Source organism: Pradoshia sp. Z6_59 (assembly GCF_058267515.1).
In genome coordinates this window covers 1-16233 of the sequence record NZ_JBZCPP010000001.1, presented here as the reverse complement: position 1 = coordinate 16233, position 16233 = coordinate 1, and the positions used below count along the sequence as shown (strand labels likewise).

Here is a 16233-nt window from a genome sequence, read left to right as displayed (position 1 = left end):
TCTGTTCTCTCCTTTTAATTTAGTTCCTTAAGGAAGCTTACTCCATGCTCAGGCATTTTCACACCGAAGTTATCAGCAACGGTTGCACCAATGTCCGCAAATGTACTGCGGATCGGCAGTTCTTTACCTTCTTTAAATTGTTTGGAGTATACAAGTAAAGGAACGTATTCTCTCGTATGATCTGTTCCAGGATGAACCGGATCATTACCATGGTCTGCCGTAATAATCAGCAGATCGTCTTCCTTCATTTTATCCAGTACTTCCTGCAATCTTCCATCATACTCTTCTAATGCTTTACCGTATCCAATAGGATCGCGTCTGTGGCCAAATACGGCATCAAAATCAACAAGGTTCAGGAAGCTTAGGCCAGTAAAGTCCATATCCAATGTTTGGACCTGCTTATCCATTCCATCCATATTACTTGTTGTGCGAAGCGCTTTTGTTACGCCCTCGCCATCGTAGATATCAGCAATTTTACCAATAGAGATTACGTCAAAATTGCTATCCTTCAGCTCATTCATAACCGTGCGTCCAAATGGTTTTAACGCATAGTCATGGCGATTTGGCGTACGTTTGAAATCACCAGGCTCTCCAACAAATGGGCGAGCAATGATTCTGCCTACCATATACTCTTCACGTAGAGTCATTTCTCTGGCAATTTCACAAATGCGATAGAGTTCTTCAAGAGGTACTACATCTTCATGAGCTGCAATTTGCAGAACGGAATCAGCAGAAGTGTACACGATTAACGCTCCGGTTTTTACGTGCTCTTCTCCCAATTCTACCAGGATTTCTGTACCGCTCGCCGGTTTATTCCCAATAATTTTTCTGCCGCTCTTTTCTTCCAGCTCCTGAATTAATTCCGGTGGAAATCCATCCGGAAATACACGGAATGGTGTATCAATACGAAGCCCCATAATTTCCCAGTGACCAGTCATCGTATCTTTCCCATTGGAAGCCTCTTGCATTTTTGTATAATAAGCCATTGGCTTTTCTGCCTTTTGAATTCCTTTAATTTCTCTGATGTTTGATAGGCCTAATTTACCCATGACAGGCATGTTCAACCCATTCATTTTTTCAGCAATATGTCCAAGTGTATCTGAACCTTTATCGCCAAATTTCTCTGCATCTGGCGCTTCGCCAATCCCAACAGAATCCATTACAGTTAAAAATACTCGCTTAAATTTCATACATGAAACCTCCAGCTTCTTTTATATGTAGGTTACCCTTTCTCAGCGCCTGTAATCTTCCATAAATTTCAGCAGAATTTACGGGTCAAAAGTTGCAGGCGTCAGAGGTCTGACTTCTTTATTTTACATCACCGGGGAAACGTTGCCAATTTAAGTTTACCAAATTTTAATAGTTTTATTTTTCGGTATTCACGCAATATTCAAAAAGTCAATTAGACCTACTGCTTATTTCTCTTTAAAAACGTGCCCAAAAATAAAAAACGGCATCCCTTATTGGATGCCGCCGTAACAAACCCAAACAATGAGAATCCCCTTTTAAGCTCGAGGATGGAACTTACTGTATACATCCTTTAAACGGACATTCGTGACATGTGTATAGATTTGTGTTGTCGAGATATCAGCATGTCCGAGCATCTCCTGAACAGCCCGCAAATCCGCACCATTCATAAGTAAATGGGTGGCAAATGAGTGACGAAGGGTATGCGGTGTCAATGACTTTTGAATATTCGCCTGCTCGGCAAGCTTCTTAATGATTTTCCATAACCCTTGGCGGCTGAGACGTCCGCCGTGATGGTTCAAAAATAAAGCATCCGATTTATTCTTTTGGCTAACCAATCTGGGTCTACCTGATGTTAAGTAGGTGGTAATTGAATCAAGGGCCATTTGCCCCACCGGGATAATTCGCTCTTTACTTCCCTTCCCTATACAGCGAACAAATCCCATTTCTATATGTACATTATCAATATTTAAATCTATTAATTCACTCACCCGCATACCAGTTGCATAGAGCAGCTCTAGTATAGCCTTATCCCGTATACCGAAAGCGTCAGCTGGGTTAGGTGCATTCAGCAATGCCTCCGTTTCCTCCTGGCTCAAAACCTTTGGCAATGATTTCTCAGTATGAGGGCTTTCAATCAGGACAGACGGATCCGTCTCCGAAATACGTTCCCTTAATAAAAATTGATGGAAGGATCGAATCGATGCTGTATGGCGTGCCAGCGTTTTGGATGATTTCCCATCATCCCTTAATTTACCCAGAAACTGGACAATATGAACACGGGAAACATCCTTCCAGTTCTCGATTTGTTGAGCTTTCAAAAACTTATAATAGGAATCCAAATCTCGTTTATACGATAATAGGGTGTTTTTAGCCAACCCTTTTTCAATTGATAAATAATGGATAAAATCCTGTAATGGATCTTTCATTTTCATTCACTCCCCGTCTAAATAAAATAGAAAGAGTCTTTCCCTCCATCCAGGCTCCCCTTCATCATTGATGGATTGAAAAACCTTTACAGCCGTTCCCTTAGGCTCGTCATAGCGATGAAAATTTTCATATTCCTCATTAAACCAAACAATAGCAAAATAAAATAATATCGTAAAGCCAACAAACATGATGAATACCTTGCTTGTTTGCCAAAATAATTTAATCAAGTTTCTCATAATTCTCTAGTCCTCCAGGCTTTTTTATCAATTTATGCCTGTTTGGACATGTTTTATACGTATCATCTACGTTTTATGAGTAAAAGATAAAACCTTTCCATAACGGAAAGGCTTATCTTGCATGGTTATTCCCGGACCCTGCAGTCTCCGGCTCTTCTTTTTTATCTTGGCAGCGATGGCAAATCCCATGAAATGTTAGACGATGATCCTTAATTTTAAATCTGAATTTCTGTTCAACAATCGGTTCTACATCATCTAATAAATCTTCAAGAATTTCATCTACTGCTCCACATTCTATACAGACTAAATGATGATGAAAATGCGCTGCTCCCTCTTGTCGCAAATCATAACGGGAAACCCCATCACCAAAATTAATTTTATCTACTATTTTAAGCTCAGTAAGCAATTCAAGCGTTCTATATACAGTTGCCAAACCGATTTCCGGTGCTTTTTCTTTAACGAGCAAATATACATCCTCTGCACTTAAATGGTCTTCTTCATTCTCGAGCAACACTCTAACCGTGGCCTCTCGCTGCGGCGTCAGCTTGTAACTTGAAGAATGTAATTGCTTTTTTATTCGATCTAATCTAGATTCCAACCCTTTTCCTCCTCGCCGCTGAATCTGTCCGGATTTCATCATCATATTATAGAAGAAGGCAAAAGGGATTATGAGTCCGGCCTTCTATCACCATTTATAGTATAGCAAAAAATACGTCCATGTAAAATATAATAATTATAAACAACTTATAATAATGATTATTATTTAATAATAATTATTAACCCATATTATCAATTACCGCTTTCATTAGTCCTGGTGATAAAAAGGATTCAATCAAGGCTGCAACGACAAAAGACACTAAGGCCATCCCAAGCAACAGAGAATACTGAAAAAAATAAGGCCTTAATTTTTCGCGGCTTGATTTTAAAAATTGGCGTTTAATCATTTTAATTGAGATAACGACCGCGCAGGAGGCCATGATAATGGTTACGGGTACAAGGATGATATTCTGAGGTAAAATTGATACGCACGCAAGCATAAAACCCTGCCACCCTGTTTGACTAACCAGAAAACCGACAGTAAAACCGATCACGATTCCTTTTATAAAAAGAAGAATTAAAATCATTGGTAACCCGATAATCGAGATTCCTAGAATCCACATTAAGATAATAAACTTCGCATTCTCCTTAAAGCTGTAGATGAAGATTTCACTGCTTGCACTGACTTTCCCTTGCTTTAATTCTCCGAAGAACTGAGACAAATAATAAAACAGATCCTCTTTCTGAGTTAAAGATAAGCTGTTGACAATGATTGCCCCAAAAATGATTCCCATCAGGAATAGGACCATAATAAAAATGAAAATAGATAAATGATCTTTAATATTAAAAAGTAAAGCTCTTTTATAATACGATTTTTTCACAGGGGAATTCTCCTCTCCGGTTCCATTACTAGATTCTATGTATTTACTAGAGATTGTATTCTAGTAAAAAATAAATTCTTACTAGTCTAAATAGTATGATACAATCTCTTTAATTTACACAAAAGGAGGATATTGGCATGAATCCGATTCTGCTGGACATACCAGAAAGACTTGATGGAAACCGAATTTATCTGCGTTCTTGCAAGCCGGGAGACGGGCCTATGGTCCATGATGCCATATTGGATTCAAAAGAAGAGTTAAAACCCTGGATGCCCTGGGCTAATCGGGATCAGACATTAGAGGAGACGGAGGAAAATTTACGAAGAGCACAGGCAGAGTTTATTTTAAGAGAAGATATACGTCTTTATGTAATGAGAAAAGAAGATGATATCTTCCTTGGTTCCACCGGTTTACATAGAATGAATTGGGAAACAAGAAAGTTCGAGATCGGATATTGGATGGATTCTCGTTACACTAAAAAAGGGTATATGACGGAGGCTGTTGAATTATTGACGAACTTTACATTCGATGAATTACTGGCTAACCGGGTGGAAATTCGCTGTGATCCAAAAAACATAAACTCCAGACGGATTCCTGAAAAACTGGCTTACACTCTTGAAGGGACATTAAGACACGACAGCTATGATTCCACAGGCACCTCCCTCCGTGACACATGCATTTTCTCTAAAATCAGAAATGATTTGTAAAATAGAAAAAGGGCTATGAATGCTATTCACGCCCATTTTCTTCATTAATCCGTAATAATTTTACCGTAAATACCGCCTCCACCTTTTTGCAAAGACAATGTGCCACCCCGTGCTTTATAGATGAGCATGGCTATTCTTTCAGGGACCAACCTCTTTAGCTCGTCCAGGCTGGCTTCATGGATTACAGCCATTTCTGAACCAAAGCCAGCTACTAGTTTATCCAACGTTCTTGGACCGAGCCCTGGAATAAACTCAAGCGGAATATGATGAATATAAGGCGGTCTCTCCTCCGGAACATCTCCCGGCTCTGCATCTGCAAGATCACCGATACGTTCGGCTACTCCACGTGTCACCTGATTAGAGCCGCAATAAGGACAGCGCTCTGAATACACAGCTAGAGTTTCGCCGCAATTCTCGCAAACTGTTTCATGGTATTTACCTAAATACGGATTCAGTCCGTAATTAGCTAAAATGGCACGGCCATCTTCTTGTTGAAGTGCTTTATGCCATTCGGTAAAGTTAGGCTCCTGCAGCAACAGTTTTTGATATTCACGTGCCAGCTTTGGTAATGAATGGGCATCACTATTTGTTAAAAAGGGATAGCGGTTCAGCTCGCTTAACCTGGATGCCATAGCAGTATCTGCACTGAGTCCCAGCTCAACAGCGTCAATCCAGTCTGGATTCAGAACCTCACCTAAGCTCTTTAAGACCCCTCTGCCATATAAACTTTTATGGGGAGTAAAGATATGCGCAGGGATAAATAACCCGCTCAAATCCTTTACTTTTTTCTGTAATACGGTAGCACTCTCATAAATACGCTGAGAGCTGAGAGTATTATTTTTAACTCTAGCTGCAAACCATTCCGAAAACAGCTTCATTTTTTCAAGAGTAGGGAAATAAGCCAGCACATGTATGGGCCCTTTGCAGTTTTCATCATTGATTTCAATCTCACTGCCCGGAATCAAAACCGTGCCGTCCTTATGTTGAAGACCGCCGCCCTCGAGTTCTTTCATCTCTCCTTTTGCCATGAGCTCCTTAAGTTCTTCTATCACCTCAGGAACATGACAGTCGATGACTCCAACCATATCAAGTCCTTTTCTTGTCGCAGCATATTCAAGAATAGTTGAAATCGTCAAGGTCCGCGCTCCTGTAATTTTGACAGGCTTCCCAGATTTCGTTCTCCCCACATGAATATGAAAATCTGCGTAATACGTCTTCATTATTTAGACAGTGCCTCTTGGAGCTGTAAATATTGAACCGCATAGGCTGTTTTGGCATCCTGAATTCTCTCTTCTTTAATCAGTTCCAAAGCCTCTTCCAATGTGACTTCCATCAAGTCAACGAATTCATCCTCATCCAGGCCTCTTGCATCTTCCTTTTTAGAAAGACCCTTAGCCAGGTAAATATGTACAATCTCATCTGCAAATCCAGGCGATGTGTAAAGGGAAATAATATGTTCAATGGACTCGCAAGCATATCCGGTTTCCTCTTCCATCTCGCGAACCACACAATCTCTTGGATCTTCACCGGCATCCAATTTACCGGCAGGAATTTCAACTAACGCTTTTTCCATCGGCTTACGGTATTGTTCAACAAGCACGAGCTTATTTTCATCTGTCACGGCAATTACTGCGACCGCTCCAGGGTGTTTAATTAATTCTCTGGTCGATGTCTTTCCATTCGGAAGAAGCACTTCATCCACGCGTACATCTAGAATTCTTCCTTTAAAAATAGGTTCTGATTTGATCGTTTTCTCTTCATATTTGTACATCGTTAAATCTCTCCTTTTGTTCTAAAAAGCATTCCTCTGTTCATACATTTTACCATATAGCATGTCCAAAGGGGTGCGTTATGAAAATATGGATCAGTGACAATCAAATCATTCTGAGCGGAAAAGCTTGGGAAGTAAAGGCGAAATTAAAGCAATATGGCAATCAATATGTGTATGTCAAGGACTGGCTGCAGGCCGCTCGGCAAATAAAATGACGGATTTAACTCCTTCTATTACAATAAAGAAAAGACAAACTGTAATAGCGAAAGGAGATTTCCTGTGAAAAAGAGACAAATTGGAGAATCTGACTTATATGTTACGGAGATGGGACTTGGATGCATGTCTCTCGGCAAAGACGAAAAACAAGCCCGTCTAATACTGGAGACAGCCATCGAACACGGAATCAACTATTTTGATACAGCCGATTTGTATGATTTTGGCCTTAATGAGGAGATAGTCGGAAGGGTGTTAAAACCATATCGACAGAACCTGATATTGGCTACGAAGGCAGGTAACAGATGGAATGACGAGAAAACTTCATGGTCCTGGGACCCTTCGCGAACCTATATTAAGCAGGCCGTAAAGGATAGCCTAAAGCGTTTGCAGACCGATTATATCGATTTATACCAGCTTCATGGTGGTACAATAGACGATCCCCTGGATGAAACCATTTCCGCCTTTGAAGAATTAAAGAAAGAAGGGTATATACGTGAGTACGGCATTTCCTCCATCCGTCCCAATGTCATCAAGGAATTTGCAAACCACTCAGGCATCATCTCGGTCATGATGCAATACAGCCTTCTCGATCGAAGAGCGGAGGAATGGATGCCGTTACTGGAGGATCATCAAATCAGCATCATTGCCAGAGGCCCTGTAGCAAAAGGCCTTTTAACAGAGGAAATGTTAAATAAAGCATCCGACTCTATCCGAGAAAATGGATATTTAGACTATACATATGAGGAGCTAGAGTCTCTGCTTCCATCCATTCAAGAAAAATTAGCGAGCCGTTCCATGAATGAACTGGCTTTACAATATATTCTCTCTTCTAAAGCGGTAGCTGCTGTGATTCCCGGGGCAAGCAGCGAAAAACAATTACTTGAAAATATGAAGGCTATAAACAGCAAACCGTTAACCGCCGAAGAACTGGAACTATTGCGTTCCTTAACTAAAGCAAATAAATATGAGACACATCGCGATTAAACGGGAATCAGGCTATTTCCATCTAAATAGCCTGATTCCTTTTCTTAATTTTTTCCTATACATAGAATAACCAATCAAAATCTTCCCGTTGGTAATCACAATAAAAATAATCATTCGTCTTTGAATCATACACATAATCCTGCTGACACTCTTCCAAGTGATCAACAATCCATTTCATAGCTGAAATAAATTGGTAGGCTTCCGCATTCGTCATGGTTGGATGAATAGAAAATCGAATCCATCCAGGTTTAACCGCTAAATTGCCCTGATCAACCAATTCCATGATTTGTTTGGAACTCTCCTTGGAGATTCCCAATAAATAATGCCCATACGTTCCCGCACAGGAACAACCGCCCCGCACCTGTATTCCAAACCGGTCATTTAATAATTTGACAATTAGATTATAGTGTACCCCCGGAACCATAAATGAAATAATCCCCAATCGTTCTTCTTTCTCTGGTTCAAGAACCTTAATTTCAGGTATGGATAACAATCCCGGAAGAAGGATGGAAAGCAATTCTTTCTCTCTTGCCAACATATTGTCTACCCCCATTTCCTCCTTTAGCCTTATACATAATGCTGTTCGAATGCATTGCAGGATTCCTGGTGTTCCACCGTCCTCCCGCGTTTCAATATCCTCATAATAGCTTTTGTTTCCCCACGGATCCGTCCAATTGACTGTGCCGCCGCCAGGATGGTCAGGTATGTGATTGTGATACAGATTTTTATTAAAAATTAAAACACCACTCGTCCCGGGTCCTCCCAGGAATTTATGCGGTGAAAAACAAATCGCATCCAGCTGTTCTGCAGGATTCCCGGGATGCATATTCATATTTACATAGGGGGCACTCGCAGCAAAATCAACTACACAGATACCGCCATGCTTATGCATCACACGTGCCAGTTCATAATATGGAGTAATGAGTCCGGTTACATTGGAGCATGCCGTAAAAGCACCGATTTTCAACGGTCTGTTTGAATACGTTTGTAACTGCCGATCTAATTGCTCCGGACGCACATTCCCTTCTCGATCAGGTTCTACGATAACTACATCGGAAATCGTCTCAAGCCAGGAGGTATGGTTGGAATGATGTTCTCGATGAGTAGTAAATACAACCGGTCGTTCCTCATGCTCTAGTTTAAGCCTCGTTTCCCATTTTTCCGACACGCGCAAACCAAGTATACGTTGAAATTTATTAATGACCGACGTCATGCCAAAGCCATCAAGGAGAATCGCATCATCTGGATCTGCATTTACATGCTCTTTTATGATTTTCTTCGCGTGATGATATGCATTCGTCATGAACGAGCCGGTTTGGTTTGATTCCGTATGGGTATTTGCCATAAATGGCCCAAATTCCTTCGTGATTTTGTCCTCTATCGGTTTATATAATCTTCCGCTTGCTGTCCAATCCGCATATATAATCGGCTTTTCTCCGTATGGGGTTGAGAACGTTTGATCATTTCCTATAATATGTTTGCGAAATCCATGGAAATATTGCTCCAGCTCTCCAAACCATTCTCGCTGATGATTTCCAATTCTTGCCCTCAGCAATCCTGTTCACCTTCTATCTGCATAAGTCAGTAACAGTATATGAATAAATGGCCTATTGGTTATTGACAGTGGAGAAAATAGTGATTTTCACAAAAAAAACCTCATCACTTTTTCAGTGATGAGGGCCTTTAATTATTCTTCCATTGATTTCTCAGTTTTAAATTTCCCTGTAAGAGCAATAAGTTCATTTGTAATCTGAGCTAGTCCACTAGCATATTCAGCTGTCTCTTTTACCATCGCATTCTGTTCCTCTGCGGATGCAGAAACTTCTTCGGCAGAAGCCGCCGATTCCTGAATGGTTGTGGATGTCTCTTCGATCATGCCCTCCACTCTCTTAACATCTTCATTAATCATTTGAAAGGACTCAGTTAATTTCTCTAAATGATTCTTTGTATATCCGACCTTATCATTTATGATTGTCAGCGTACTGCTGCCTTCCATCACTGTATCAACCTGAGTACGGAACTGATTTAAATTATTTTCCATAACGTTCATGGTGTTAAATGTGTCTTTTTGAATTTTATTAATTAAATCCTTGATCTCTTCAGTAGCCTTATTTGTCTGTTCTGCCAGCTTACGTACCTCATCTGCCACTACAGCAAAGCCTTTCCCTTGCGCTCCCGCTCTTGCGGCTTCAATAGCGGCATTTAGAGCCAATAGGTTCGTTTGGGCCGAAATATCTGTAATAAACCGAATAATGTTTTCAATTTCATTTGCTCGTTCGCCTAAATGCTTCACTTGTTCATTGGCATGAGCAATATCATCACCAAGTGCTACTAATACCTGTAGTCCTTCAAGAATCATCACTTGTCCATCCCTTGCTATAACGGATGATTCCTCGGCATTGCCTAATGTTTCTTTTGTAAAATAGGTCCCTGTTTCAACCTGTTTTGTGATATTTACCATTGTCTCAAAGATATGGTTGGCTTTATGTGACTGAGTATCAATTCCGGATGCGATATACGAAACAGTGGTGGCAATTTGATCAGCAGCCACACCGGTTTGCTGAGTACCCTCTGCCATCTTAACGGTATTGGCATGGATTTTATCAGATGATTCCTTGATGGCACCTATTAAATACACAAGCTCTGTACGCATTTGTTCCATTCCACTCGCAAGTGTACCGACTTCATCCTTTGTTTCTGCAACAATTGGTTTTGTTAAATCTCCCTTGGCAATCAACATGACTTGCTTAGATAACTTTTCTATTCCCCGCGTAACCGGACGTGTCACTCTATAAACCATGGTGTAGCCGATCGCTAGGTTCATAACAAAAACCGTTAACGCAGTCGTTAATGCCTTTCTCGTCTGCTCTGTCAACTGATTTATATCCTTATGAATTCCATCAACAGCCTGTTTCTGTAAATCAACAAGTTGCTGTTCCATGGTTTGTTCAAATTGAGTAAAGATCACCTTAGACTCATTACCAGCTTCTATCCCCTTTTCTGTGAAACTCTCAGCCATTAGCTGCCCGGATTGATAAAACTCGGTAAAGGAATCTGCTAACGAATCCAATTTTCCAGATGATACACCCAATTCTTTTAATTCCTCTGCATGATTCTTAAATTCTTCCGCATACGTATCAGCCAACGAATATGTATCGATCGCGTCCGAGCCTTTCGTCGCACTGATTCCTTTGAATACCTGCTGCACCTGTATAACATTCACTTTCATTTGATCTGTATGTAGTACAATCTTTAAAGAACTCTTATTTATATCCTGAATGCGCCTTTCATTCGAATACAGATTGTAAGCGAGAACAGCAGCAACTATTAAACTTAAAACAGTAACGCTGATAAAAGTAATAACGATTTTCCGCCTGATATTCATTTTCAAAATTCCTCCATAATTTCCGATATATCTTCCCGTTATCTATATCGGCCAGTTCGACGTAATATGTAACCATTTTATGAAGAAACCTATGATTTTTGCAGGCTGATAGTCAAAAGTGAGTAGAACTATTGGCTCGTGCAAATAAAAAAAAAGACCACCCTGCTTCGCAATGCATTCTTAAAGGTAGTGTTACAACTTCCTTTAAGAATGCATTACAGTTAGGCGGTCCCTTCCTTTAGCCCTTAAACTGCTTCCAGTTCAGATTGCTCTCATTCAATAGCTCTTCAAAGCTTTTATTTTTCTCGCGGCGTTTACGTTCCTCGCGCTTTTGTTTTTCCATTTGCTGTATTCGACGTTGCTCTTCTTCCTTTAATTCACTTTTTTTATTCTGCAATTGGCCCAAAACATCTTGATTAAGCAGATCTCCCAGGCTAATTGAGCCGTCATCGTTTTTCTTGGATGGCTTATGTTTCATCATCGGATAATAGCTCCTTTTTTCTTTCTATTATAATAGGTCAGTCAAATTAAGTCAGGTAGGTTTAATACTTTTTAATAGCCTCTAATCCCTTTTTCTTATTTCAGGTAAAAATTGTAACTTTATACCATATTATTCATATAAATATGATATGATTTATTAGGAACTAAAGGAGGGGTATGATGGGCAGAGAATTTGACCAGCTATTTGATGAATGGGCTGCTAATTATGATGAAACGGTATCCGGTTCTGATGACCAATATACCGATGTTTTTTTACATTATGAACAAATCCTTGAAACAGTTGCATCCCATACGGAAGGGTCTGTAATCGAATTCGGAGTTGGAACAGGGAATTTGACTGCACGGCTACTGGAAAAAGGGAACCAAGTTCTCGGAATCGAGCCTTCTACAGAAATGAGAAAAAAGGCAAAGAAAAAGCTGGGCTCCTTATCCATTGTAGACGGTGATTTTTTTCACTTTCCAGTTGAAAATGGAGTCGACACCTTTGTAAGCACATATGCCTTTCATCATTTAACCGATGAGGAAAAAGAGAAAGCTTTTGCTCTATACTCCACTCTTCTACTACCAGGCGGTAAAATCGTTTTTGCGGATACGATGTTTTTAACGAAAGAGGATCAGCAGGCGGCCATTGATAAAGCTGATCGCAACAATTTCGATCGATTAGCAGAGGATCTGCGAACTGAATATTACACGACGATTCCTTACATGAAATCAATCCTGGAAAAGCATCAATTTCACGTAACATTTGAACAGCTTAATGAATTTGTATGGCTCATGCATGCCACTAAACAATAATTAAATACTAGCCTCTATCCCTATAGCAATATAGGGTTTTTTTTCGTTTGTGAATCTGCCTATTATTTCTGTGTTTGTTTTCTCTGCAGAATGGTAAACTAAAGGATGATAATGTGTTTTCGGAGGGTTTCATTTGAAAAAGAAAAGATGGTATTTTATCTTCGGTGTAATCATCACATACATAATCGGTATTGGTGTATTCTTCTCTAACATGCTTATGTATATGAAACGAAAAGATGTGGAGGTCGTTCGGAAACGTGAAATCGAGGCAGGCCGTTTTGACACTGCTTCCTTTCAAAAACTGCCTCAGGAGGAGAAATGGATTCAGTCCAAACACGGATACCGGATTCATGCCATATTTACAGAACCACATAAAGAATCAAAAAAATGGATGATCATTGCGCACGGAATCACTGAAAATAAGTGGAATTCTATTCGCTATGTCAATTTATTTGCCAAAAAAGGATTTAATACCGTCATTTATGACCATCGCCGCCATGGTGATTCGGAAGGAAAAACAAGCAGCTACGGGTATTATGAAAAAGACGACCTTGCCGCTATTGTAGATGAATTAAAGGCTCAAAAGGGTCATGATATTTTGCTTGGCATCCATGGTGAATCGATGGGTGCGGTCACCCTGTTACTATATGCAGGCACCGTTGAGGATGGAGCTGATTTTTACATAGCGGATTGTCCATTCTCCGAATTCTCCGAGCAAATTGCTTACCGGCTAAAAAAAGACTTCCATCTTCCAAAATGGATGGTTCTCCCCTTTGGGGATTGGTGGCTTAAACGGAGAGATGGCTATTCATTTAGAGAGGTTTCTCCTTTAAAGGCAGTAGAGAATATAAAAAGCCCTGTTCTTTTTATCCATAGTTTAGAGGATGCATATATCCCCTCAACCATGAGCGAGGAATTATATGAACACAAAAAAGGACCAAAACAGCTGTACCTGGCCGAAAAAGGCCAACACGCCCAATCCTATAATACGAACCCTGAAGCTTATGAAAAAGTAATCGATGCTTTTCTCAAAGCACATGTGCCCCCTTTCTTTTAGGGTGGCACTTTTTTATGGCTGTTTGTTTTCTAGGTTGCGAATACAGACACCGCCTGGAAGGAAGTGGTGGCTGTACTCGTTATTCAACTAAAGCCCACGTTTGTTTAAGTACATTACTTCACAAATATTATAAATAAAATCTCATTTAACTATACTATTTACCAAAAAATAAGGTAACAGCTCAACATCGAGCTGTTACCTATTTTTCACTTCAAAGAGCTATAAAACTTCATCTTCTTTTCGTTCTATTTTGTTCTTTAAATTTCTTGAAATTTTTCATGCCGCCTATGCTACTAAACATTTCATTTGCCTTTTCTTTTTCAATCATTTTAGAATTCAAACCTTGATACTTAGTCTCTTTTTTTAGTTTCCAGTAGCTTTCTAGCCTTTCAATTGACAAAAATCCATCTTTCATTGCTTTTTGTACTGCACAGTTTGGCTCATGTTGGTGTGTACAATCATTAAATTTACAATCATTAGCAAGGTCTTCAATATCAGAAAAAGACTTGGTTAAATCTGCACTTATAATTCCAAGCTCTCTCATACCAGGAGTGTCTATAACAACACCTAAATTTTGCAACATAATTAATTCACGGCTTGTAGTAGTATGTTTGCCTTTATCATCATTCCTTATTTCATTTGTATCTAATAAGTTTTGGCCGATAAGGCAATTAATTAAGGTTGATTTCCCAACTCCAGATGAACCTATAAACGCTACTGACTTCCCATTTGAAAGATACTTTTTTAAAGATTGGCATCCTTCATCAGAAGTATTTGTTGTAACAATCACATCTATACCAATTGCAATAGAATATATTTCATTAAGTCTTGATGCTATATCATCACATAAATCTGACTTTGTAAGTACAACAACTGGGTTTGCACCACTGTCCCAAGCGATAGAAAGATAACGCTCTAGTCTACGCAGATTATAATCATTGTTCAGTGACATACAAATAAAAACCGTATCAATATTTGTAGCGACAATCTGAATATCTTTTTTGGTTCCTACCATTTTACGTCTAAACACGCTTTTTCGTGAAAGTATATGATGAATAATTCCGTTCCCCTTTGAATTATTTGTTCTGTCGATCATAACAAAATCTCCAACAGCAGGATATTCAGAAATTCCTGTTACATTATAGTGATACTTACCGGATATCTCAGCAACAACCTCACCACTTTCTGTAATCACCTTATATAAATTTTTAGATTGTGATGAAATTCGCCCAATAAAAAGGTCTTTATATATTGTAGACTCCTGTATGAATTCTTCAGTAAGTCCTAAATTTTTCATATCAATATTATTCAATTTCATTTCCTCCTAAAGTTTAGATAATAACTTTTGGGAGGTTTTATGCATTAGTTTATTTTGTGCATACCTCCCTATTTGTTACAATCTCCACATTTCGCTTGCTATACATAAACACAGCAGCTCCTTTCATTACTTATAAGTTTTATATTAGTACAATCCAACTCTAATGTTCAACACAAATTAAACAATGTTCTTCCACTAACCTGCCCCGTTTCTACAATAAGAAGTTTAATATAAAAGGACCCTAATCTTTCTTTAATCAACGCCCGATAGTTAATAACATTCCTATTTCCTATTCCAAACCCTATTTACTTCTTTTAAATTTACATTATCGAAAGTTAATTTATAAATATCTGGCATATCTAGGCCTTTCCAAAAACTAAAATCATATATTCTATCAAAGTAATTCATTATAAGTACCATTATATTCCCGTGTGTTCCCACTGCGATGTTTTTACCTTCATACATTTTTAATACCTTTAATAATGCCTTAATACCACGCTTCTGAGCTATAACATTTGATTCTCCATCTTCCCAAGAAAATGTGGGTTCCTCCCATACTTTTGTTATAGCCATATTAAAGTCTTCAACCGGCTTTAAAGATAAGGTCCTTTCCTTAAAGCCCTCCTCAATTATAATTTCTTTCCCTATGTCTTTTGCGATTCTCTCGACTGTTTGAACAGCTCTTTTGTAGGGGTTAGAAATAATAACCTCTATATTTTCGTATTCAAGAATGTCACTAATTCTCTCTGCATCAGTAAAACCTTTAGTAGACAAAGGTCTTCCAATTTCATCGGGCGTATATGTTGAATGTGCGTGTCTTACTAAGTACAAATTAGTTACCAAAAAAGCCATCTCCCATTTTATTTTTCTTTATGTATTTCAACATCGCTAACAATTTCCTTCTTCAGCTAACCTGGCCCCTTTAGTAACATAAAGAGTTCAACAGAACGGGGCAGTTCACCCTTGGATCAACGCTCCCGTTTATAAATTTCACCACGCTCACTCCACAACTTTTTAGCTACATCAGTTGGAAGGTGAAGAAATTGAGCGATTAAACGAGTATGAGAATCTATCAAGAATTTATAACCGCATAAAGAAGCAGGAGAAGTTAGCCTGATTTTTTATTTTTTGTGTGTTTCCTTCCTTTTTTTCGAATGAATTATCAAAGAAGTTATTATGAGGCCTGCTAACGAAACTAAAGCTACATACAGAAAACCAGGTAAATCAATATCTCTTGTTTTATTTCCTAAATACACAGCTAAGCTAGATAGTGTTACTGTAAAAAAAGTATTATTAATACTTTTAATATATTTAATCATCTACTCACCCTTACATTCCACAATATGTATAGTTCAGATATTCCTTCTTGAACTAAACCAGCTAATAGGTTGTCAATATCTCTCTGTATATTTCATTTTTTTATATGCTATACTGTTTTTGGGTATGCC

17 protein-coding genes are annotated in these 16233 nt (G+C 38.9%); 5 read left to right on the top strand and 12 right to left on the bottom strand.

Translation table 11 applies throughout. The features are described from left to right. Positions 1 to 14 precede the first annotated feature (14 nt). The 5 genes from deoB to spoIIM form a co-directional block, all read right to left on the bottom strand. Complete coding sequence (gene deoB, locus AC4D4B_RS00085; RefSeq protein ID WP_490551301.1) at positions 15 to 1190, bottom strand: phosphopentomutase; 1176 nt, start codon at positions 1188 to 1190, stop codon at positions 15 to 17. Positions 1191 to 1505: 315 nt separating this feature from the next. Continuing rightward, positions 1506 to 2396, bottom strand: coding sequence for a site-specific tyrosine recombinase XerD (xerD, locus tag AC4D4B_RS00080; RefSeq protein WP_490998842.1), 891 nt, complete (start codon positions 2394 to 2396; stop codon positions 1506 to 1508). Positions 2397 to 2402: 6 nt separating this feature from the next. Continuing rightward, positions 2403 to 2633 carry a YqzK family protein gene (locus tag AC4D4B_RS00075; protein ID WP_490994007.1) on the bottom strand — a complete coding sequence of 77 codons (231 nt, stop codon included), beginning with the start codon at positions 2631 to 2633 and terminating at the stop codon, positions 2403 to 2405. Between the two features lie 112 nt (positions 2634 to 2745). Beyond that, positions 2746 to 3231: a ferric iron uptake transcriptional regulator gene (fur, locus tag AC4D4B_RS00070; protein ID WP_490994006.1), complete on the bottom strand. Its 486-nt coding sequence runs from the start codon at positions 3229 to 3231 to the stop codon at positions 2746 to 2748. 178 nt (positions 3232 to 3409) lie between these two features. After that, complete coding sequence (spoIIM, locus tag AC4D4B_RS00065) at positions 3410 to 4051, bottom strand: stage II sporulation protein M (RefSeq protein WP_490994005.1); 642 nt, start codon at positions 4049 to 4051, stop codon at positions 3410 to 3412. Between the two features lie 137 nt (positions 4052 to 4188). Here spoIIM and AC4D4B_RS00060 point away from each other — a divergent pair, with 137 nt between their 5' ends. Further along, positions 4189 to 4758 carry a GNAT family N-acetyltransferase gene (locus tag AC4D4B_RS00060; protein WP_490998841.1) on the top strand — a complete coding sequence of 190 codons (570 nt, stop codon included), beginning with the start codon at positions 4189 to 4191 and terminating at the stop codon, positions 4756 to 4758. A 44-nt stretch (positions 4759 to 4802) separates the two neighbouring features. On the opposite strand, the gene AC4D4B_RS00055 is transcribed toward AC4D4B_RS00060, so the two are convergent. Continuing rightward, positions 4803 to 5978, bottom strand: a complete 1176-nt coding sequence (locus AC4D4B_RS00055) for an endonuclease Q family protein (RefSeq protein WP_490998840.1) — start codon at positions 5976 to 5978, stop codon at positions 4803 to 4805. Continuing rightward, a complete protein-coding gene (locus AC4D4B_RS00050; protein WP_139891700.1) occupies positions 5978 to 6529 on the bottom strand; it encodes an NUDIX domain-containing protein in 552 nt (183 codons plus the stop codon). The genes AC4D4B_RS00055 and AC4D4B_RS00050 overlap by 1 nt, the downstream gene beginning before the upstream one ends. 80 nt (positions 6530 to 6609) lie before the next feature. Here AC4D4B_RS00050 and mciZ point away from each other — a divergent pair, with 80 nt between their 5' ends. Beyond that, positions 6610 to 6744, top strand: a complete 135-nt coding sequence (mciZ, locus tag AC4D4B_RS00045) for a Z-ring formation inhibitor MciZ (protein WP_490994001.1) — start codon at positions 6610 to 6612, stop codon at positions 6742 to 6744. Between the two features lie 64 nt (positions 6745 to 6808). Continuing rightward, positions 6809 to 7729 (top strand): aldo/keto reductase, encoded by a 921-nt coding sequence (locus AC4D4B_RS00040; RefSeq protein WP_490998839.1) that lies wholly within the window; start codon positions 6809 to 6811, stop codon positions 7727 to 7729. Positions 7730 to 7784: 55 nt separating this feature from the next. On the opposite strand, the gene AC4D4B_RS00035 is transcribed toward AC4D4B_RS00040, so the two are convergent. The 3 genes from AC4D4B_RS00035 to AC4D4B_RS00025 form a co-directional block, all read right to left on the bottom strand. Beyond that, positions 7785 to 9284 (bottom strand): aminotransferase class V-fold PLP-dependent enzyme, encoded by a 1500-nt coding sequence (locus tag AC4D4B_RS00035; protein ID WP_490998838.1) that lies wholly within the window; start codon positions 9282 to 9284, stop codon positions 7785 to 7787. 132 nt (positions 9285 to 9416) lie between these two features. Next, complete coding sequence (locus AC4D4B_RS00030) at positions 9417 to 11114, bottom strand: methyl-accepting chemotaxis protein (protein WP_490998837.1); 1698 nt, start codon at positions 11112 to 11114, stop codon at positions 9417 to 9419. A gap of 238 nt (positions 11115 to 11352) precedes the next feature. Continuing rightward, entirely contained in the window at positions 11353 to 11595 is a 243-nt protein-coding gene (locus AC4D4B_RS00025; RefSeq protein ID WP_490998836.1) for a YqkE family protein, read from the bottom strand. A 179-nt stretch (positions 11596 to 11774) separates the two neighbouring features. On the opposite strand from AC4D4B_RS00025, the gene AC4D4B_RS00020 reads away from it, so the two are divergent. Further along, positions 11775 to 12410 carry a class I SAM-dependent DNA methyltransferase gene (locus AC4D4B_RS00020; RefSeq protein ID WP_490998835.1) on the top strand — a complete coding sequence of 212 codons (636 nt, stop codon included), beginning with the start codon at positions 11775 to 11777 and terminating at the stop codon, positions 12408 to 12410. 133 nt (positions 12411 to 12543) lie between these two features. Continuing rightward, the gene (locus tag AC4D4B_RS00015) at positions 12544 to 13467 is read left to right on the top strand and encodes an alpha/beta hydrolase (protein ID WP_490998834.1); all 924 of its coding nucleotides are present in this window, start codon (positions 12544 to 12546) and stop codon (positions 13465 to 13467) included. A 229-nt stretch (positions 13468 to 13696) separates the two neighbouring features. Here the strand turns inward: AC4D4B_RS00015 and rsgA are convergent, their stop codons facing one another. Together rsgA and AC4D4B_RS00005 are read right to left on the bottom strand one after the other, a co-directional pair. After that, positions 13697 to 14785: a ribosome small subunit-dependent GTPase A gene (gene rsgA / locus AC4D4B_RS00010; RefSeq protein WP_490998833.1), complete on the bottom strand. Its 1089-nt coding sequence runs from the start codon at positions 14783 to 14785 to the stop codon at positions 13697 to 13699. A 282-nt stretch (positions 14786 to 15067) separates the two neighbouring features. Beyond that, positions 15068 to 15628, bottom strand: coding sequence for a histidine phosphatase family protein (locus tag AC4D4B_RS00005; RefSeq protein WP_490998832.1), 561 nt, complete (start codon positions 15626 to 15628; stop codon positions 15068 to 15070). Positions 15629 to 16233 lie beyond the last annotated feature (605 nt).

Bases quoted from the DNA above. Each gene is read 5' to 3' on its own strand.
- deoB (WP_490551301.1), bottom strand. From the start codon at position 1,190: ATGAAATTTAAGCGAGTATTTTTAACTGTAATGGATTCTGTTGGGATT.
- xerD (WP_490998842.1), bottom strand. From the start codon at position 2,396: ATGAAAGATCCATTACAGGATTTTATCCATTATTTATCAATTGAAAAA.
- AC4D4B_RS00075 (WP_490994007.1), bottom strand. From the start codon at position 2,633: ATGAGAAACTTGATTAAATTATTTTGGCAAACAAGCAAGGTATTCATC.
- AC4D4B_RS00060 (WP_490998841.1), top strand. From the start codon at position 4,189: ATGAATCCGATTCTGCTGGACATACCAGAAAGACTTGATGGAAACCGA.
- AC4D4B_RS00055 (WP_490998840.1), bottom strand. From the start codon at position 5,978: ATGAAGACGTATTACGCAGATTTTCATATTCATGTGGGGAGAACGAAA.
- AC4D4B_RS00050 (WP_139891700.1), bottom strand. From the start codon at position 6,529: ATGTACAAATATGAAGAGAAAACGATCAAATCAGAACCTATTTTTAAA.
- mciZ (WP_490994001.1), top strand. From the start codon at position 6,610: ATGAAAATATGGATCAGTGACAATCAAATCATTCTGAGCGGAAAAGCT.
- AC4D4B_RS00030 (WP_490998837.1), bottom strand. From the start codon at position 11,114: ATGAATATCAGGCGGAAAATCGTTATTACTTTTATCAGCGTTACTGTT.
- AC4D4B_RS00025 (WP_490998836.1), bottom strand. From the start codon at position 11,595: ATGATGAAACATAAGCCATCCAAGAAAAACGATGACGGCTCAATTAGC.
- AC4D4B_RS00020 (WP_490998835.1), top strand. From the start codon at position 11,775: ATGGGCAGAGAATTTGACCAGCTATTTGATGAATGGGCTGCTAATTAT.
- rsgA (WP_490998833.1), bottom strand. From the start codon at position 14,785: ATGAAATTGAATAATATTGATATGAAAAATTTAGGACTTACTGAAGAA.